Consider the following 14,815-nt stretch of genomic DNA (forward strand, 5'->3'; position numbering starts at 1 on the left):
CCCCGGCCCAGGCCGCTCCGTGCGAAGTGTGCCACTGATGTTCGCTCCCATCACACGAACCGTCGCCGCCGTCGCCATGGTGGGTACCGGTCTCACGGCGTGCGGGTCGCAGCACGCCGCGCCGCCGGCCGCGTCCAGTTCGAGCGCGACGAAGGCGTCGGCTGCTCCCAGCCCGATCGCCTCGTCCAGCACACCCAGTAGCACCAGCGCGCCGGACTGCGTCGGACTGTCGATATGCCGGCCACCGCCGCCCGACGCCGAGGGGAATCCCGCGTGCTACTACTCCGACGGCTGGCGCGGCGACTCGTCGGGCAACGGTATCGAGGTGTGGTACTTCCGTGACCCGAAGAACCCGCCCAACCCGGACAAGGTGACGGCGTTAGTGCGCAAGAAGGACGGCACCAACGAGTCGCAGGACGCCGACATCGGGGCCGACCAGCAGGTGCATCGCTTCGGCTTCCCCGCGATCGCGGAGTCCTCGGTTCAAGAGGTGTTGCTCACCAGCGGCAGCGGCGCCCGCTGCTTCGTGATCGGACCCGGTGGCTGACGCGCAACGTGATCAGCGCCGACGGGGGCGATGGCTCACGGGCGCGGTGAAACCCTGGGTGTCGTCGAAGTGGGCCCACTGCCCGTCATCGTTGACCTCCATGCGCCAGCCCAGCTCGGTGTTGCCGCCGACGGACTCGACGAACCAGGCGTAGGCGGACTCCGCGCCGGCAAAATTCTTCGTCGCGACGACCCGCCCACGTGGGTCGATGACGCGAAACTCAGCCATGGGAGGTGATTATCCCAGCAAACCCGCTTTCAATCGCCGTCGTTCCGGCGATTGTCGAGAATGCCGGCGGCCTACACCGTGCGGGTCAATCGGTCGGCCAGCAGCTCGGCGAACCTCGCCGGATCGTCGAGCGCTCCGCCTTCGGCGAGAAGAGCTGTGCCGTATAGCAATTCGGCGGTCTCGGCGATTGACGGGTCGTCGCTGCGGTCGTGGTGCGCTTGGCGCAGGCCGGTGACCAGCGGATGGTTCGGGTTGAGTTCGAGGATCCGCTTGCCGACCGGGATGTCCTGGCCGGACGCCCGGTAGAGCCGCGCGAGCGCGGGGGTGATGCCGAAGGCGTCGGTGATCAGGCAGGCCGGCGAGTCGGTCAGGCGGCTGGAGAGCCGCACTTCCTTGACGTGGTCGCTCAGCGTCTCCTTCATCCAGGCCAGCAGGTCGGCGAAGTCCTTCTGCTGTTCCTCCCGCTCCGCCTCGCTCTCCTCGCCCTCGGAGCTGAGGTCCACCTCGCCCTTGGCGACCGACTGCAGCGGTTTGCCGTCGAACTCGGTCACGGTTCCCACCCAGACCTCGTCGACCGGATCGGTGAGCAGCAGCACCTCGTAGCCCTTGGCCTTGAAGGCCTCGAGGTGCGGGGACTTCAGGATTTGTTGCCGCGTCTCCCCCGTGGCGAAGAAGATCTGCTCCTGGCCCTCCTTCATGCGCTCGACGTATTCGGCGAGGGTGGTGGCCTCCTCCTCGCTGTGCGTCGAGGCGAATGAGGAGATCTGCAGCAGGGTTTCGCGGTTGTCGAAGTCCGACAGCAGGCCCTCCTTGACGACTCTGCCGAACTGGGTCCAGAAGCTGCGGTAGTCGTCGGGCCGTTCGGACTGCAGCTCCTTGATGGTGGAGAGGACCTTCTTGGTCAGGCGGCGGCGGATGGCCTTGATCTGCCGATCCTGCTGCAGGATTTCGCGCGACACGTTCAGCGACATGTCCTGTGCGTCAACGACACCCTTGACGAAGCGCAGGTACTCGGGCATGAGCTGGTCGCAGTCGCCCATGATGAACACCCGCTTGACGTAGAGCTGGATCCCGGTCTGGGCGTCGCGGTTGAACAGGTCGAACGGGGCGTGGGACGGGATGAACAGCAAGGCCTGGTATTCGAAGGTGCCCTCGGCCTTCATCGCAATGATTTCGAGCGGGTCGTCCCAGGCGTGCGCGATGTGCTTGTAGAACTCCTTGTACTCCTCCTCGGAGACCTCTTCCTTGGGGCGGGCCCAGAGCGCCTTCATGGAGTTGAGGGTCTCGGTTTCGAGCGTGACGGTCTCTTCGCCGCCCTCCTCCCCAGCCGGGGTCCGTCGTTCGACCTCCATCCGGATGGGCCACGCGATGAAGTCGGAGTACTTCTTGACCAGGCCGCGGATCTTCCATTCGGACGTGTAGTCGTGCAGCTCGTCCTCGGCGTCTTCGGGCTTGAGGTGCAGGGTGACCGACGTCCCCTGGGGAGCGCTGTCGACATCTTCGATGGTGTAGGTGCCCTCGCCGCTGGATTCCCACCGGGTGGCTTCGCTCTCGCCGGCCTTGCGGGTGAGCAGCTCGACCTTGTCGGCGACCATGAAGCTCGAGTAGAAGCCGATGCCGAACTGGCCGATCAGTTCCTCCGAGGCCGCGGCGTTCTTGGCGTCCTTCAGCTGCTGACGCAGCTCGGCGGTCCCGGACTTGGCCAGGGTGCCGATCAGCGCCACCACCTCGGCGCGGGTCATGCCGATGCCGTTGTCGCGGATGGTGAGCGTCCGCGCGTTCTTGTCGACCTCGATCTCGATGTGCAGGTCGGAGGTGTCCACGTCGAGTTCTTTGTTGCGGAAGGCTTCCAGCCGCAGCTTGTCCAGTGCGTCGGAAGCGTTCGAGATCAGCTCCCGCAGAAACGAATCCTTGTTGGAGTAGACGGAGTGGACCATCAGGTCCAGCAGTTGCCGGGCCTCGGCCTGAAACTCCAGCTGCTCGACACGCGCGTTCATGAGATTGCCTGCACTTTCCTCCAGGAGACGACGATGCAAATTTACGCAAGACGCGGATGGTCCGTGCCCGGGGGCTGGTCCTACCCTGAACACATGTCTGTCGCGCAACGCGAACGTGCCGCCCTCGTCGAAACCATGCGCGCCGCCGGGCCGGATGCGCCTACCTTGTGTGAGGGGTGGAAGACGCGGGACCTCGCCGCCCACCTCGTCATCCGGGAGTACCGGCCCGACGCCGCACCGGGCATCCTGATCCCGTTCTTCGCCCCGCACACCGAGAAGGTGCAGAACCAGGTGGCCGAACGGGCCGAGTGGGACGAGCTGGTCGACAAGGTCGCATCGGGACCGCCGGTCTACTCGCCGTTCAAGTTGCTCGACCCGGTGGCCAATGTCGCCGAGATGTTCATCCACCACGAGGATGTGCGTCGCGCGCAGCCCGGCTGGCAGCCGCGCACGCTCGACCCCGACCTGAGCGCCCGGCTGCGCCGCACCCTGCCGTTGATGGCCCGGCTCACCCTGGCCAAGGTGCCGGGCCGGGTCGCGTTGCGCACCCCGGAGGGCAAGACGCTGTTGACCGCGGGACGCGGCCCGGCGGTCACGGTGACCGGTGCGCCCCAGGAGCTGTTGCTGTTTTCGGTGGGACGCGCCGCCAAGGTCGACTTCGACGGCGATCCCTCGGCGGTGCAGGCCGTCCGCGATGCGCCCAAGGGGCTGTAGAAGCGGCCTCACCCGAAGGCTTCGCGGAGGTCTTTCTTGATGACCTTGCCGAACTGATTGCGCGGCAGCGCATCGACGATGACCAGGCGCTCGGGATGCTTGTAGCGGCTCAGCTTGTTTGAATGGCAGTGCCGCACCAGCGATTCCAACGACACCTCTTCGGACGATGCGGGCACCACGACCGCGCAGACGCGCTCACCGGTGCGCGGGTCCGGAACGCCGATGACCGCCACATCGGCGACCGCGGGATGGGTGGCGAGCACGTTCTCGACTTCGAGGGCCGAGACGTTTTCGGCGTTGCGAATGATCGCGTCCTTGATGCGGCCGGTCACCCGCACGTTGCCGTCCGCATCGACCAGGCCGAGGTCGCCCGTGCGCAGCCAGCCATCCCGGTCGAACGCGTCGGCGTCGAGCGCGGCGTTCGCGTACCCGAGAAAGCATTGCGGCCCCTTGAGCCGCAACTCGCCCTCCTGCCCGACAGGCAGTTCCGCCTCGTCGCCGCCGACCACCCGGACGCTGACGCCCGGTGTCGGCGCGCCGACGGTGTGGTCGAGCGACTCGGGCGTGGCGTCGAGCGACGGTGAGGCCGCCACGGGGAACTCGGTGAGCCCCCACGCGTTCGCGATGCCCGGCAGGCCGAAGGCCTCCCGGATTTGGCGGCCCAGCTCGGCGGTGATGGGGGCGCCGCCCGCCAGGCACCCCCGAAGGTGGGGAAAGAGCGGCCGATCCCCGTGCGCCCGTTGGGCTTCGAGGTAACCGACGAAAAAGGGGGTCGCGGTGCCGAGGAAGGTCGGGTTGTGCTCCGCGATGGAAAACGGTGTGGTCACCGGATCGAACACCTCGAAGAGCGCCAACCGCATGCCGGTCTGCAGCGCGGCCGCCAGCATCACCGCCCCGCCGATGTGCGCGATCGGAAAGGCGATGGGGTCGACGTCGTTGCCGTTGATGCCGACCGCACCGACCAGCCCGGTTGCACCGGCTATCACCGATGCGTCGGAATGGCGAATCCCTTTGGGCGCCGCGGTCGTTCCCGACGAGTAGTAGACCCACCGCGCGTCGCCGGCGGAATCGGGCGGTGGCGGGAGATCGTCGGCGCCGGCGCGGGGCAGCCGGAGCTCGCCGTCGGCCGGCGGCGTCGCCAAGTCGACGGTGATGACTTCGAAGCCGCGGGTCGCGGCCAGCGTCCGCGCCAGCTCGGCGTGATCGAATCCGCGCCAAAGTTCCGGCACCACCAGATATTCCGAGGAGAGCTGGTCGGTGATGAAGCCGACCTCGTGTTCCCGCAAGATGGGAATGATCGGGTTTTGCACGGCGCCAAGCCGGGCCAGCGCCGCCATGACGACCGCGGTCTCCAGCGTGGTCGGCAACTGCCAGGACACCACGGTTCCCGCCCGTATCCCGCGTTCGGCGAGCGCGGCGGCCGTCGCGCAGGCGGCGTCGCGAAACTGACGCGCGGTCAGGCTGCGCCCCTTGTCGTCGGCGAGCAGCGGCCGGGGCGAATCCGTTCGCGCCGCGTCGGCGATCAACGTCCAGTAGGTGACACCTGGGCCGCTCATTCGCTCGTGGGCTTGACGTGTGCCGGGCGGAACCCGGAGTGCGCTATCGCGACCGACACCGCACTGCCGATGGGGCCCTCGCGGTCGACCAGCACGGCCGATCCAGTGGCCACCCCGTCGTGGCTGTAGTGCGTCAGGGATGCCATGCCGATATGCGGCCCGTCGGGCAGCCGGCTCAGCGTCAGCGTGTAGTCGGCGTTGATGAATTGCAGGCCGTTGGTGCCCCAATTGGCAAGGGACGCCGTGATATCTGCCGCCATCGCCGCGCGGGTGAAAGCGCTGAGCGGTTCGCCCTCGATGAGCGCGCGCGACTCATACAGCCACGTGTATTTCGGCCCTGAGGTGTCGGCCCAATCGGGGTCGCGATTCTGCAGTTCGGTGCCCCAACCGTAGGTGCGCATGAAGAGCGTGGGTTGGGCGCCGTCCTCGATGGGCAGCGGTGGCATGTGCGGGGCGGGCGACCACACGTCCCCTTCGGGCTGGAGGCCCCGCCGCAGGAACAGCGCACTGCCCCGCGCGATTGGCACGCCCCGCTGACTGAGGACGGCCTCGACGAGCCGCAGCCGTCGACGGTCGTGATGCACGGTGGTGCTTACCTCGATGGGTTCCAGGGCGGCAGGCGCGGGTAGGTCGACGGTCAGCCGGGCGGGTTGCAGTTGCGGGTCGTCGACCGCGGTTTCGACCGCCCAGCCCAGCAGGCCGCCGACCACGTGCCCGCTGAGCGACGGGCCCCACCCGCCGCGCCCGATCGGGTTTGGCACGAAACGGCTTTCGTCGCGGGAGAAGTACGGCGTGGACGGCGCCCAGTCGACGTCTTCCGGCACGAAATTCGTTTCGGTCAATGCGCGACGCTCCGCCCGGCGTTGGAACCCTCAGGTGAGGATGGCAACAGTTGATATTACAGTTCGAGTTCCAGTGCCGCGGGGCCGGACGGCGTCAGGTGATCGCCGCGCCCACCAAATGGCCGATCACGTAGGTGATCGCCAACGCGAGGCCGCCTCCGATGACGTTGCGAAGCACCGCGGGCCCTTTGGGCGCGCCGCCCAACCCTGCCGACACCGCCCCGGTGATCACCAGCGCCAGGAGTACCGCCGCGACGGTGACCGGGATTCTCCAGGATGCGGGTGGGGCCAGGATGGCGATCAACGGCAATAAGGCGCCGATCGCGAAGGACAGAGCCGAGGACGACGCCGCCTGCCAGGGGTTGGTCAGCTCCTCGGGATTGATACCGAGTTCGACCTCGGCATGGGCGAGGAGCGGGTTGTGGTCGGTGAGTTCCTCGGCGACCGTGCGGGCGGTCGCGGCGGTGAGGCCTTTCGCCTCATACAGGGCGGCGAGCTCGTCCAATTCGGCGGCCGGGTCGTCGCGCAGCTCTTTGCGCTCCTTGTGCAGCAGCGCCTTCTCCGTGTCGCGCTGGGTACTGACCGACACGTACTCGCCCAACGCCATCGACACCGCCCCGGCGACCAGTCCGGCGGTGCCGGCGGTCAACACCGGAGCGCGTTCCACCGTCGCCGCCGCGACGCCCACCACGATGCCCGCCGTGGACACGATTCCATCGTTGGCGCCAAGGACCCCGGCACGCAGCCAATTCAGCTTGGACGACACCGAACCCACGTGTGGTTCGGCGGGATGTGACGGAGTCGACACGGCGGCAACGATATACGTCGAAAACCGGCCCGACTAGCAAACATAGCCTTGCCAAACCGGCAGGCGCCCCTCATTTTCCGCGCCGCGGCGTGCGCCAACGCTCCGCATGGGCCTCGCACAGCCGATCCATAGGGAAGCTATCTACGGTCGGTTTGTGTAAGGGGGGATTCCGAGGAATTCACTAATCGCTAGACAGGTGAAGGACTATGAGATTCAGGCAAATACTTGGGGGAATAACCGTCGCCGGTGCCCTTAGCGCTGCCGCGCTGGGCATGGGCGCGGCCGCGGCCAACGCCGCTCCGGGGGCGCCGCCCCCCGGGCCGGCCGGCAATCATGGCGGGCCGACCCCGGGCGGTATCCATCCGCCGAACGCGCCCGGTGATCCGGGTGGCCCTGGCGGTCCCGGCGGGCCGGGTGGGCCCGGCGGGCCAGGCGGGCCCGGCGGCCCCGGCCACCCGGGCGGACCCGGTGGCCCAGGCGGACCCGATCATCCCGGCGGTCCGGGCGGCCCAGGCGGTCCCGGTGGGCCCGACCATCCCGGCGGTCCCGGTGGGCCGGGCGGTCCCTGGCACGGAGATCCCCAGCGCGGTTACTTCCGCGGGGCGCCGTGGGGCGACGGACCGGCCCCGTGGGGACCCGGTGAGCCGCCGCGGCCCGCGTGGGACCGGCCGCTCCCCCCGCCCGGTGGGCATTGGGGATACGGCCCGATCAACTACTGGGGCTACCAGGAGACCCCGGTGTGGGATCCCGGATTCAATCAGTGGGGATTCTGGTTCTTTGGAGTCTGGATTCCGCTGTAAAGAGCATTAAGCGCGGCGCCCGCTTCGCCACCAGGCGAGGCGGGCGCCGTCGCTTTCCCGCGGATCGCCGGGGTAACCCGTTGCGGCACAGGCGTACAGCGCGTTAGCCGGTCTTGGTGCCGACGGTGATGAGGTCGGAAATGATTCGCGTCCAGGCCGGCCGCGGGATGCGGTGCTGATCGCTGATCACGAAACCGGCGGCTTCGAACATGGCCCGCATCTCCGCCGGCGACGCATTGTGCTGCGGCTTCCATCTGCTGGCCGACGGCGCCTGCAACAGCTGTTGGCGCGCGCTCAGGGCCGAAACGGCCACCATCCCGCCGGGCGCCAGCACGCGGTGGAATTCGCGCAGGGCCGCGGGCTGGTCGAAGAAGTGGAACGCCGAGGTGGTCACCACCGCATCGAGCGCCCCGTCATCGAAGGGCAGCTGCTCGGCCGGCCCGCGAATCCATTGCACCCGATCGGTTCTGGCACGCGCCTGGTCGAGCATGCCCTCGGACATGTCGATGCCATAAATCTCGTCGGGCTGCAATTCGCGGGCGATCCGATCGCTGAGAACTCCCGTACCGCAGGCGATATCGGCGATCTTGCGGGCGCGGTGGGCGCGCAGCTGCGCGATCACCTCGTCGTGCGGCGGACGGTAAACCCAGCGCTGCAGGACCGGTAGGTCGTACGCCGGGGCCAGAAAGCTCCACAGCCGCGTGACGGCGTCGTTGAGTCCCCGACGGCTCGGTGCCGTCATTTGCTCGAGCTGTAGTAGACGGTGTCGGCGACCGAGACCGAGTCATTGGTCTGCGGAATCGCCGCAAGCCCGCTGCCGGCCAGCAACTCGCTCATCTGGGTGCCGACCGTCTGCCAGCCGAGGTTGTTCAAGTAGTCGGCGACGTCGTTGCGCTCACCCTCGAAACCCAGCTCCTCCCAATCGAGTTCGAAGCCGTGGTCGCGCCACTTGGCGGTGGCCCGGCGCATCATTTCCCGGGCCTTGTCCACGTCTTGCTGCGGGCGGTTCGGGATCGCCTCGACGGCGAGCCTGCTGCCCTCGGCGCTGAGCGCGGAGATGTTGTCCAGCAAGCGGTCCTGAGCGTCGGGCGGTAGGTACCCGAAGAGGCCCTCCGCGATCCAGGCGGTCGGGCGCGTCGTGTCAAAACCGGCGTCCACCAACGCCTTCGTCCAGTCACTTCGCAGATCGATGGCAACCGTACGAAGGTCGGCCCGCGGGGCGGCGCCCAGCTTCGCCAGGGTGGAGGTCTTGAACTCGATCACCTCGGGCTGGTCGATCTCGAAGACCGTCATGTCGGCGGGCCACGCCAATCGGTAGGCGCGGGCGTCGAGGCCGGAGGCCAAAATTACGGCCTGGCGAATCCCGGCCCGCGCGGCGTCCTGGAAGAAGGCATCGAAGAACCGGGTGCGGGCGGCCATCGCCACCGGCATGTGCTCGAGCTTCCAGCCGGATTCGTGGTCGTCGACGTCGGCGGCATCAAGGTCGCCGTCGACCCACCGGGTGAAGAAGTCCACGCCGACCGCGCGAACCAGTGGTTCGGCGAACCGATCGTCGATCAGCGGGTTGTCGGCCGTGGTCGCAATCGCTCGGGCCGCGGCCACCATCGTGGCGGTCGCGCCCACACTGGTGGCCAGATCCCAGGTGTCGTTGTCTGTGCGTGGCATGCGCCTGTATTCCCCTCGAGTCGCAGCGTTACTTAGCAACCATAACGACCGCGAGGGGTCCCGAGTTCCCCGAAATTTTGCGGCAGCTCGACACGGTGACCGCGGGATTGGGTCGTTGCGCCCGAACGGGGACAGGGATCGGTAGGTAGCCCCGGGCTGCCGGGCCCGCGGGGCCCCACGGGCGCCGCCGGCCCGTTCGCGGAGGGGACCCATACCACGCATTGATTCAAAAACCCGCTCCACACGAACCCGGGCGGGCAGATGGGGTCGGCGCGGCCAATCGCCGGCGCGGAAATCGTGATTGCCGGCAGCATCGCCAAAGTGAACGCGAAGGCGCCAGATGCCCAACACCGGACCAGATGCTTTCTCGCGGCGGTTGTCATGTGGGTCGCCTCCCCTGGGGGTGCGGCTATTCGGTAACCAGTTCGAAGACCGGGATGACCCGGTCGGTGCGCTGCTCGTACTCGCCGAACCCCGGCGCGCGTTCGACGACGGTCCGGTAGACGGAATCCCTTTCGTCGCGCGGTAATTCGCGCGCGGTGGCGGGCCGTGGGGGTTGCGAACCGATCTCCACGCTCACCCGCGGGTTGGCGCGGATGTTGTGCACCCACGCGGGATTCTTGTCCCGGCCCGCGGCGGAACCGATGACATAAATCTTGCCGTCGATATCGAAGTAGCCGATGAGATTGACCCGCTGCTCACCGGAGCGCGCACCGGTCGAGGTCAACAACAGCAACGGGAAGCCCTCGAACTGCCCGCCCACCTTGCCGCCGTTGCGGCGGAACTCCTCGATGTTGCGCTCGTTGAATTCGCGTTCGGACTGCATCACATCGTCGGCCATCACCCCATCCTGGCATGGGAACCCCGCCCGCGAGCGACCCGCGATTGATCGTCGCCGAATGCGGGTATCACCTGGCAATCCCATCGGGGGGTATCCGCTTTTCGTAGCAACGAAGTGAGCACGAGATGGTCGGCTGGCTGGACAGGCTGCAGCGACGAAACCGCGCCGCGGGCGTCGTGATCGCGGTCTTCTACAAATACATGGACGACCAGGGCGGCTACCTGTCCGCCTTGATCACCTACTACGCCTTCGTCTCGCTGTTCCCGATGCTGCTGCTGCTGACCACCGGCCTTGGGGTGCTGCTCGCCGGCCGCCCCGACCTGCAGGACCAGGTATTGCACAGCACGCTGAGCCAATTCCCGGTCATCGGCGACCAGCTGCATCAACCCGCAGGGCTCAGCGGAGGGACCGTCGCCGTGGTCGTCGGCATTGCGGGCGCGCTCTACGGCGGCCTGGGCGTCGGTCAGGCCGTACAGAACGCGATGGACTCGGTATGGGCCGTCCCGAGGAACAAGCGTCCCGACCCCTTCCGTTCGCGGCTGCGCAGCCTGATGCTGTTGCTGGTCCTCGGCTCGGCGGCCGTCGCCGCCACCGTCCTGTCCGCGGCCGGCCAGGCCACCAGCACGCTGGGGGTGTTCGGCAAGATCGGCGTCGCGCTGGTGGCCATCGCGATCAATGCGTCGATCTGCCTGGTGGCGTTTCGCGTGACCACCGCGCGCAACCTCACCTACCGCCAGGTGTTGCCTGGAGCGCTTGCGGCGGCCGTGATCTGGCAGATCTTGCAGTGGGGCGGTGCCGGCTACATTCGGCACACGGTGAAATCGGCGAGCGCAACCAACAGCGTCTTCGCCTTGGTGCTGGGGCTTTTGGCCTTCCTTTTCCTGGTGTCGTCCACGCTGGTGCTGTGCGCCGAGATCAATGTCGTTCTGGTGGAACGGCTTTACCCGCGGGCGTTGCTCACGCCGTTCACCGATGACGTGGAACTCACACCGGCCGATCGCAAGACCTACACCAAGAAGGCAAAGGCCGAGCGGGTCAAGGGTTTTCAGCGCGTCAGCGTCAGATTCGGCGACCTGGGCCGCAAGGCGGACCGACCCACGATCGGCGGCCGGCCCGCCCCCTGATCAGTTGCCGCGCCCGGTCTGTTGCTGCAATTCGTCGATGAGCTCCGACGCCTGCGCCTTCGTCAGATCGTCGGGAACATCGCGCCCGGCCTCCTGGGCCAGCGTGTGCACGTAGCTGCGCTGCGGCCCGGTCATCGGCTCGTCGCCGGTGACCCACTGCGACGTGTCCTTCTCGGGGTTTTCGCTCGGCGCCTGCCGCATGTCATCAGTCATCCCATTCACCTCCGCGACGAGGGATAACCATCGCACGTACGTTCGAAACATCGGATGCGACGGGCGGGCGCCGCGGGCGGGCTCCCCTTTGTAAGAATCGGTGCCATGTCGCGTCGCTTCGATATCCACATCGAGTCGCCCGCCAGCGTGGAGCAGATTCACGCGACGTTCGGGCGCGAAGATTATTGGGCAGCCCGGCTCAAAGTGAGCAACGCGCCGATCACGCTGGACGCGCTGAGCGTGGACACCGACGGCACGGTGTCCGTCCGCGCCACCCAGCATGTGGCCCGTCAGGTGCTGCCGGCGCTGTTGGCCAAAGCCGTCCCCGGCGATCTGAAGATCGTTTCCAGCGAGACGTGGCGATCGGTCGGTGACGGCGAGGTTCGCGGGCAGATCAACGTCGTGACTTCCGGCGGGATCGGGTCGGGCCGCGCCGAGGCGTGGATGGCGCCCGCGGGTGACGGCGCGAAATTGCGCTTCGCCGTGGAGGTGGCGGTGAAGATCCCGTTGTTGGGCCGCAAACTCGAGAAGTCGATGGAATCCGACTTGGCTCAGAGCATCCCGGCCTTGCAGCGCTTCACCAGCACCTGGATCGCCGAAAACGCCTGAGGGCCAACGGGTTTGTGATCAGCCCGCCGCGGCGGGCTCGACGGCGACCAGTTCGGTCAGGCCGCTGATGGTCAGGATGGGCATCAGCATCGGGTGCGCGATGAGGTTGATGTGGTTCGCGTGGGTGAACAGCAAGTTGATGGCCGCGCTGTCGAGGTACTCGACTTCGCTGAGGTCAACCGTGAGCGGCCCGCCGCTGGCGGCCTCGGTGCTCGCGGTTGTGAGGGCTTGATTGAACGCGTCGACGTTGCTCAGGTCGATCTCCCCCGCGGCGACCAGCATCAGTTCCCCGTCGGTGCGGCGCGCGGTGTCGAGCGTGAGCGACGTGGGCATCATGTGATCCTCGCGGATAGGTGAACCGTGGTTCCGGCGGCGTCGGGGCTGATGGTGACGTCATGCATGAGCCCTCGCATGAGGGCTATACCCCGCCCGCGGTGCGGGTAACTAGCGGGTTGCGGGGGCTTCCACGAGCCGGTGTCGGTGATGGTCAGCTGCACCCGGTCGCCGAGCGCGGTCGCACCCAGGCTGACCGTGCCCTCGGGCTTGTCGCGATGGCCGTGCTCGATCGCGTTGGCGACGGCCTCCCCCGCTGCCACCAGCACGTTCATCGCCTGTTCCGGGTCCAACCGGGTCCGCGTCAACCAACTGCGCAACGCGGTTCTCGCCGGAGCGAGGTGGCTGACGTCGGCGGGAAAGGTCAGCTCCAGCGGTGCGGGATGGCGATAGAGCAACAGGACGACGTCGTCCTGATAGCCCTCGCTGGGGGCCAGGCCGGACATGATCTGGTTCGCCAACTCGTCGAGGGTGGCCGCGCGTCCCTCCTGCACGAGCGCGGCGGCGCGGGAGATGCCCTGCCCCAGCGCGGTGCGGCGACGCTCGACCAACCCGTCGGTGTAAAGCAGCAGGGTCGCGCGGGCCGGCATGGTGACCCTCGCTTCGGGGCGGGTCCAGTCGGCTCGTACCCCCAACGCGATGGTGTGGCCCTCGTCAAGCATCTGGGTGGTGCCGTCCGCGTGGACCAGGATCGGCGGCGGATGCCCGGCGCTCGAATACACGAGTTCACCGGTTTCGGGGTTGAGCACCGCGCACACGGCGGTGGTGCACTGGGCGCCGGGCAGCCGCGCGGCGAAGCGGTCCAACCCGGCGAGAGCGGCTCCGGGACTTGGGTTTTCGAACAGGAGTGCGCGGCAAGCGCTGCGCACCTGACCCATCACGGTGGCGGCGGCGAGGCCGTGCCCCACGCAGTCACCGACGACCATTGCGATGCGCCCGTCCTCGAGGTCGACGATGTCGTACCAGTCACCGCCGACCTGGAGCGGCCGGCTGGCCGCCTGATAGCGCACCGCGAACCCGTGCGGCAGATCAGCCGGCCCCAGAATGGCATGCTGTAGCGCCAGCGCCGTTTCGCGCTGCTGGTCGACCTGATGAACCCGCTGCAGGCCCTGGCCCAGGCGGCCGGCCAGCACCGTGAGCAACGTCTGGTCCTCGAGGGTGAACGGCCGCCGCTCGGCCAGATCGATCCAGACGACGAGCACCCCCTCGGGGTGTTGCAGCGCGATGCCCGCCGTGCCGGACTCGCCGGCGCTAGGGGTCAGCAGGTCACCCTCGCGCAACGAGCTGAGCATCTGTTGGGTGTGCGGCGGCAGGTCGTCCCACTGGGTGGGCTCGCCGACGGAGACGACGTGCGGTGCGCCAAAGGCGGGTCCGGAGGCGGAGCTGTTGGTCGGGAAGGTGACGGCCAGGACGCGGCGGGCCCGCCACAGTCGGCGCAGTTCCTCGGCCGCTGCGTTGATCGCGTTCTCCACGGTGTCCGCCTGGGCGAGTTCCTGGTTGAGCGCGTGCTCGCGGCCCGCCGCCAGCGCCAGGGCGATCGCCGCGTGCCGGGCGAAGTCGCTGACGAGCTCGAGGTAATCGTTGCCGAAGGGCGACTGCTGGTCGCGGGCGACGGCGATCACGCCGAGCACCGCGCCGTCGGCGATCAGCGGCATGACGATCGCCGAGCGCTCACCCACGTCGGTGAAACCTTCGATCGGGTATTGGAAGGAGTCAGTGATCAATGGCAGGCCACGCCGCGCCACACCGCCCGTGGTGGAGCCGTCCATCGGCACCTGGCGCCCGATGACCTCTGAGGAGTACCGGCCCGCCGTGGCGGCCACGACCAGGGTGTCGACCTCGTCGGCGGGCACGTCGGGCTCCTTGGGAACCAGCAAGATCGCCTGTTCGGCGTCGGCCAACTCCAGCGCCCGGTTCACGATGAGCTGTAGCGGACCGGTCTGAGGGTCGCCGGACAGCAGCGCGGTGGTGATCTCGCGGCTGGCCTTCGTCCATTTCGCCGATTCGCGTTCTCGCTCGAACAGCCGCGCGTTGTCGACGGCCGCCGCCGCGGCGGTCGCCAAGGCCCGCACGGCGGCGGCCTGGGAATCCGAGAAGACGCGTCCGGCGCGGTCGTCGGCCAGGTAGAGGCTGCCGAAGTCGGCGCCGCGCACCGTGATGGGTATTCCCAGGAGCGCCCGCACCGGCGGATCGTGGGCCTGCAGCGCGCCGGCCTGCGGATGCGCGCTCACATCCGCCAGGCGCAGGCCGTCCCCAATGGGCAGGTCGCCGAGCTGGCGCGCCGTGAGGTCGTCGATGCCCGCGCAAACGAACGAGGTCAGGAGACCGTCCGGTGCGCGGATGCCCAGGGCGGCGAAACGGCAGCCGGTCAGCTCCATCGCCCCTTTGACGATTCGGTGCAGCGTCACGTCCAGGTCGAGGTCAGAGCCGATCTCGCTGATGACCCGCACCAGTTGTTCCATCTGGTCGCGGGCTTCCACCAGCTCATCGAGCTGCTCATGGATCTGGCTCACCATGTCGCGCCGGCCCTGCCAGGTG

At 68.1% G+C, this 14,815-nt stretch carries 16 protein-coding genes; 5 read left to right on the forward strand and 11 right to left on the reverse strand.

Annotation, left to right across the window (positions count from 1 at the left end; translation table 11 throughout):
* Positions 1–37 precede the first annotated feature (37 nt).
* The gene (locus tag WU80_RS05495) at positions 38–547 is read left to right on the forward strand and encodes a hypothetical protein (protein ID WP_055400006.1); all 510 of its coding nucleotides are present in this window, start codon (positions 38–40) and stop codon (positions 545–547) included.
* Between the two features lie 12 nt (positions 548–559).
* Here the strand turns inward: WU80_RS05495 and WU80_RS05500 are convergent, their stop codons facing one another.
* Both WU80_RS05500 and htpG read right to left on the reverse strand, forming a co-directional pair.
* The gene (locus WU80_RS05500) at positions 560–775 is read right to left on the reverse strand and encodes a hypothetical protein (RefSeq protein ID WP_055400008.1); all 216 of its coding nucleotides are present in this window, start codon (positions 773–775) and stop codon (positions 560–562) included.
* 71 nt (positions 776–846) lie between these two features.
* Entirely contained in the window at positions 847–2,772 is a 1,926-nt protein-coding gene (gene htpG / locus WU80_RS05505; protein ID WP_055400010.1) for a molecular chaperone HtpG, read from the reverse strand.
* A gap of 93 nt (positions 2,773–2,865) precedes the next feature.
* On the opposite strand from htpG, the gene WU80_RS05510 reads away from it, so the two are divergent.
* Positions 2,866–3,486 carry a TIGR03085 family metal-binding protein gene (locus WU80_RS05510; protein ID WP_055400012.1) on the forward strand — a complete coding sequence of 207 codons (621 nt, stop codon included), beginning with the start codon at positions 2,866–2,868 and terminating at the stop codon, positions 3,484–3,486.
* An 8-nt stretch (positions 3,487–3,494) separates the two neighbouring features.
* Here the strand turns inward: WU80_RS05510 and WU80_RS05515 are convergent, their stop codons facing one another.
* The 3 genes from WU80_RS05515 to WU80_RS05525 form a co-directional block, all read right to left on the reverse strand.
* On the reverse strand, positions 3,495–5,042 hold the full coding sequence (locus WU80_RS05515; RefSeq protein ID WP_055400014.1) for an AMP-binding protein: 1,548 nt from the start codon (positions 5,040–5,042) through the stop codon (positions 3,495–3,497).
* Entirely contained in the window at positions 5,039–5,884 is an 846-nt protein-coding gene (locus WU80_RS05520; protein WP_055400016.1) for a thioesterase family protein, read from the reverse strand. The genes WU80_RS05515 and WU80_RS05520 overlap by 4 nt, the downstream gene beginning before the upstream one ends.
* Positions 5,885–5,978: 94 nt before the next feature.
* Positions 5,979–6,692 carry a VIT family protein gene (locus WU80_RS05525; RefSeq protein ID WP_055400018.1) on the reverse strand — a complete coding sequence of 238 codons (714 nt, stop codon included), beginning with the start codon at positions 6,690–6,692 and terminating at the stop codon, positions 5,979–5,981.
* Positions 6,693–6,964: 272 nt separating this feature from the next.
* Here WU80_RS05525 and WU80_RS26305 point away from each other — a divergent pair, with 272 nt between their 5' ends.
* The gene (locus WU80_RS26305; RefSeq protein WP_369808495.1) at positions 6,965–7,492 is read left to right on the forward strand and encodes a chitin-binding protein; all 528 of its coding nucleotides are present in this window, start codon (positions 6,965–6,967) and stop codon (positions 7,490–7,492) included.
* A gap of 103 nt (positions 7,493–7,595) precedes the next feature.
* On the opposite strand, the gene WU80_RS05530 is transcribed toward WU80_RS26305, so the two are convergent.
* From WU80_RS05530 to WU80_RS05540, 3 genes are all read right to left on the reverse strand, one after another.
* Positions 7,596–8,234, reverse strand: a complete 639-nt coding sequence (locus tag WU80_RS05530; protein ID WP_055400020.1) for a class I SAM-dependent methyltransferase — start codon at positions 8,232–8,234, stop codon at positions 7,596–7,598.
* Positions 8,231–9,157: an SAM-dependent methyltransferase gene (locus WU80_RS05535; protein WP_055400022.1), complete on the reverse strand. Its 927-nt coding sequence runs from the start codon at positions 9,155–9,157 to the stop codon at positions 8,231–8,233. Before WU80_RS05535 ends, WU80_RS05530 begins: the two co-directional genes overlap by 4 nt.
* A 409-nt stretch (positions 9,158–9,566) precedes the next feature.
* The gene (locus tag WU80_RS05540; RefSeq protein WP_055400024.1) at positions 9,567–9,998 is read right to left on the reverse strand and encodes a nitroreductase family deazaflavin-dependent oxidoreductase; all 432 of its coding nucleotides are present in this window, start codon (positions 9,996–9,998) and stop codon (positions 9,567–9,569) included.
* A gap of 125 nt (positions 9,999–10,123) precedes the next feature.
* On the opposite strand from WU80_RS05540, the gene WU80_RS05545 reads away from it, so the two are divergent.
* Positions 10,124–11,122: a YihY/virulence factor BrkB family protein gene (locus WU80_RS05545; protein WP_055400026.1), complete on the forward strand. Its 999-nt coding sequence runs from the start codon at positions 10,124–10,126 to the stop codon at positions 11,120–11,122.
* On the opposite strand, the gene WU80_RS05550 is transcribed toward WU80_RS05545, so the two are convergent.
* The gene (locus tag WU80_RS05550; protein ID WP_055400078.1) at positions 11,123–11,335 is read right to left on the reverse strand and encodes a DUF3072 domain-containing protein; all 213 of its coding nucleotides are present in this window, start codon (positions 11,333–11,335) and stop codon (positions 11,123–11,125) included.
* A 105-nt stretch (positions 11,336–11,440) separates the two neighbouring features.
* On the opposite strand from WU80_RS05550, the gene WU80_RS05555 reads away from it, so the two are divergent.
* Positions 11,441–11,944: a DUF2505 domain-containing protein gene (locus tag WU80_RS05555; protein WP_055400028.1), complete on the forward strand. Its 504-nt coding sequence runs from the start codon at positions 11,441–11,443 to the stop codon at positions 11,942–11,944.
* 18 nt (positions 11,945–11,962) lie between these two features.
* On the opposite strand, the gene WU80_RS05560 is transcribed toward WU80_RS05555, so the two are convergent.
* The gene (locus tag WU80_RS05560; RefSeq protein ID WP_055400080.1) at positions 11,963–12,277 is read right to left on the reverse strand and encodes an STAS domain-containing protein; all 315 of its coding nucleotides are present in this window, start codon (positions 12,275–12,277) and stop codon (positions 11,963–11,965) included.
* Entirely contained in the window at positions 12,277–14,793 is a 2,517-nt protein-coding gene (locus WU80_RS05565; RefSeq protein WP_369808496.1) for a SpoIIE family protein phosphatase, read from the reverse strand. The genes WU80_RS05560 and WU80_RS05565 overlap by 1 nt, the downstream gene beginning before the upstream one ends.
* Positions 14,794–14,815 lie beyond the last annotated feature (22 nt).

This window comes from Mycobacterium sp. UM_11, assembly GCF_001414075.1.
Taxonomy (GTDB): domain Bacteria; phylum Actinomycetota; class Actinomycetes; order Mycobacteriales; family Mycobacteriaceae; genus Mycobacterium.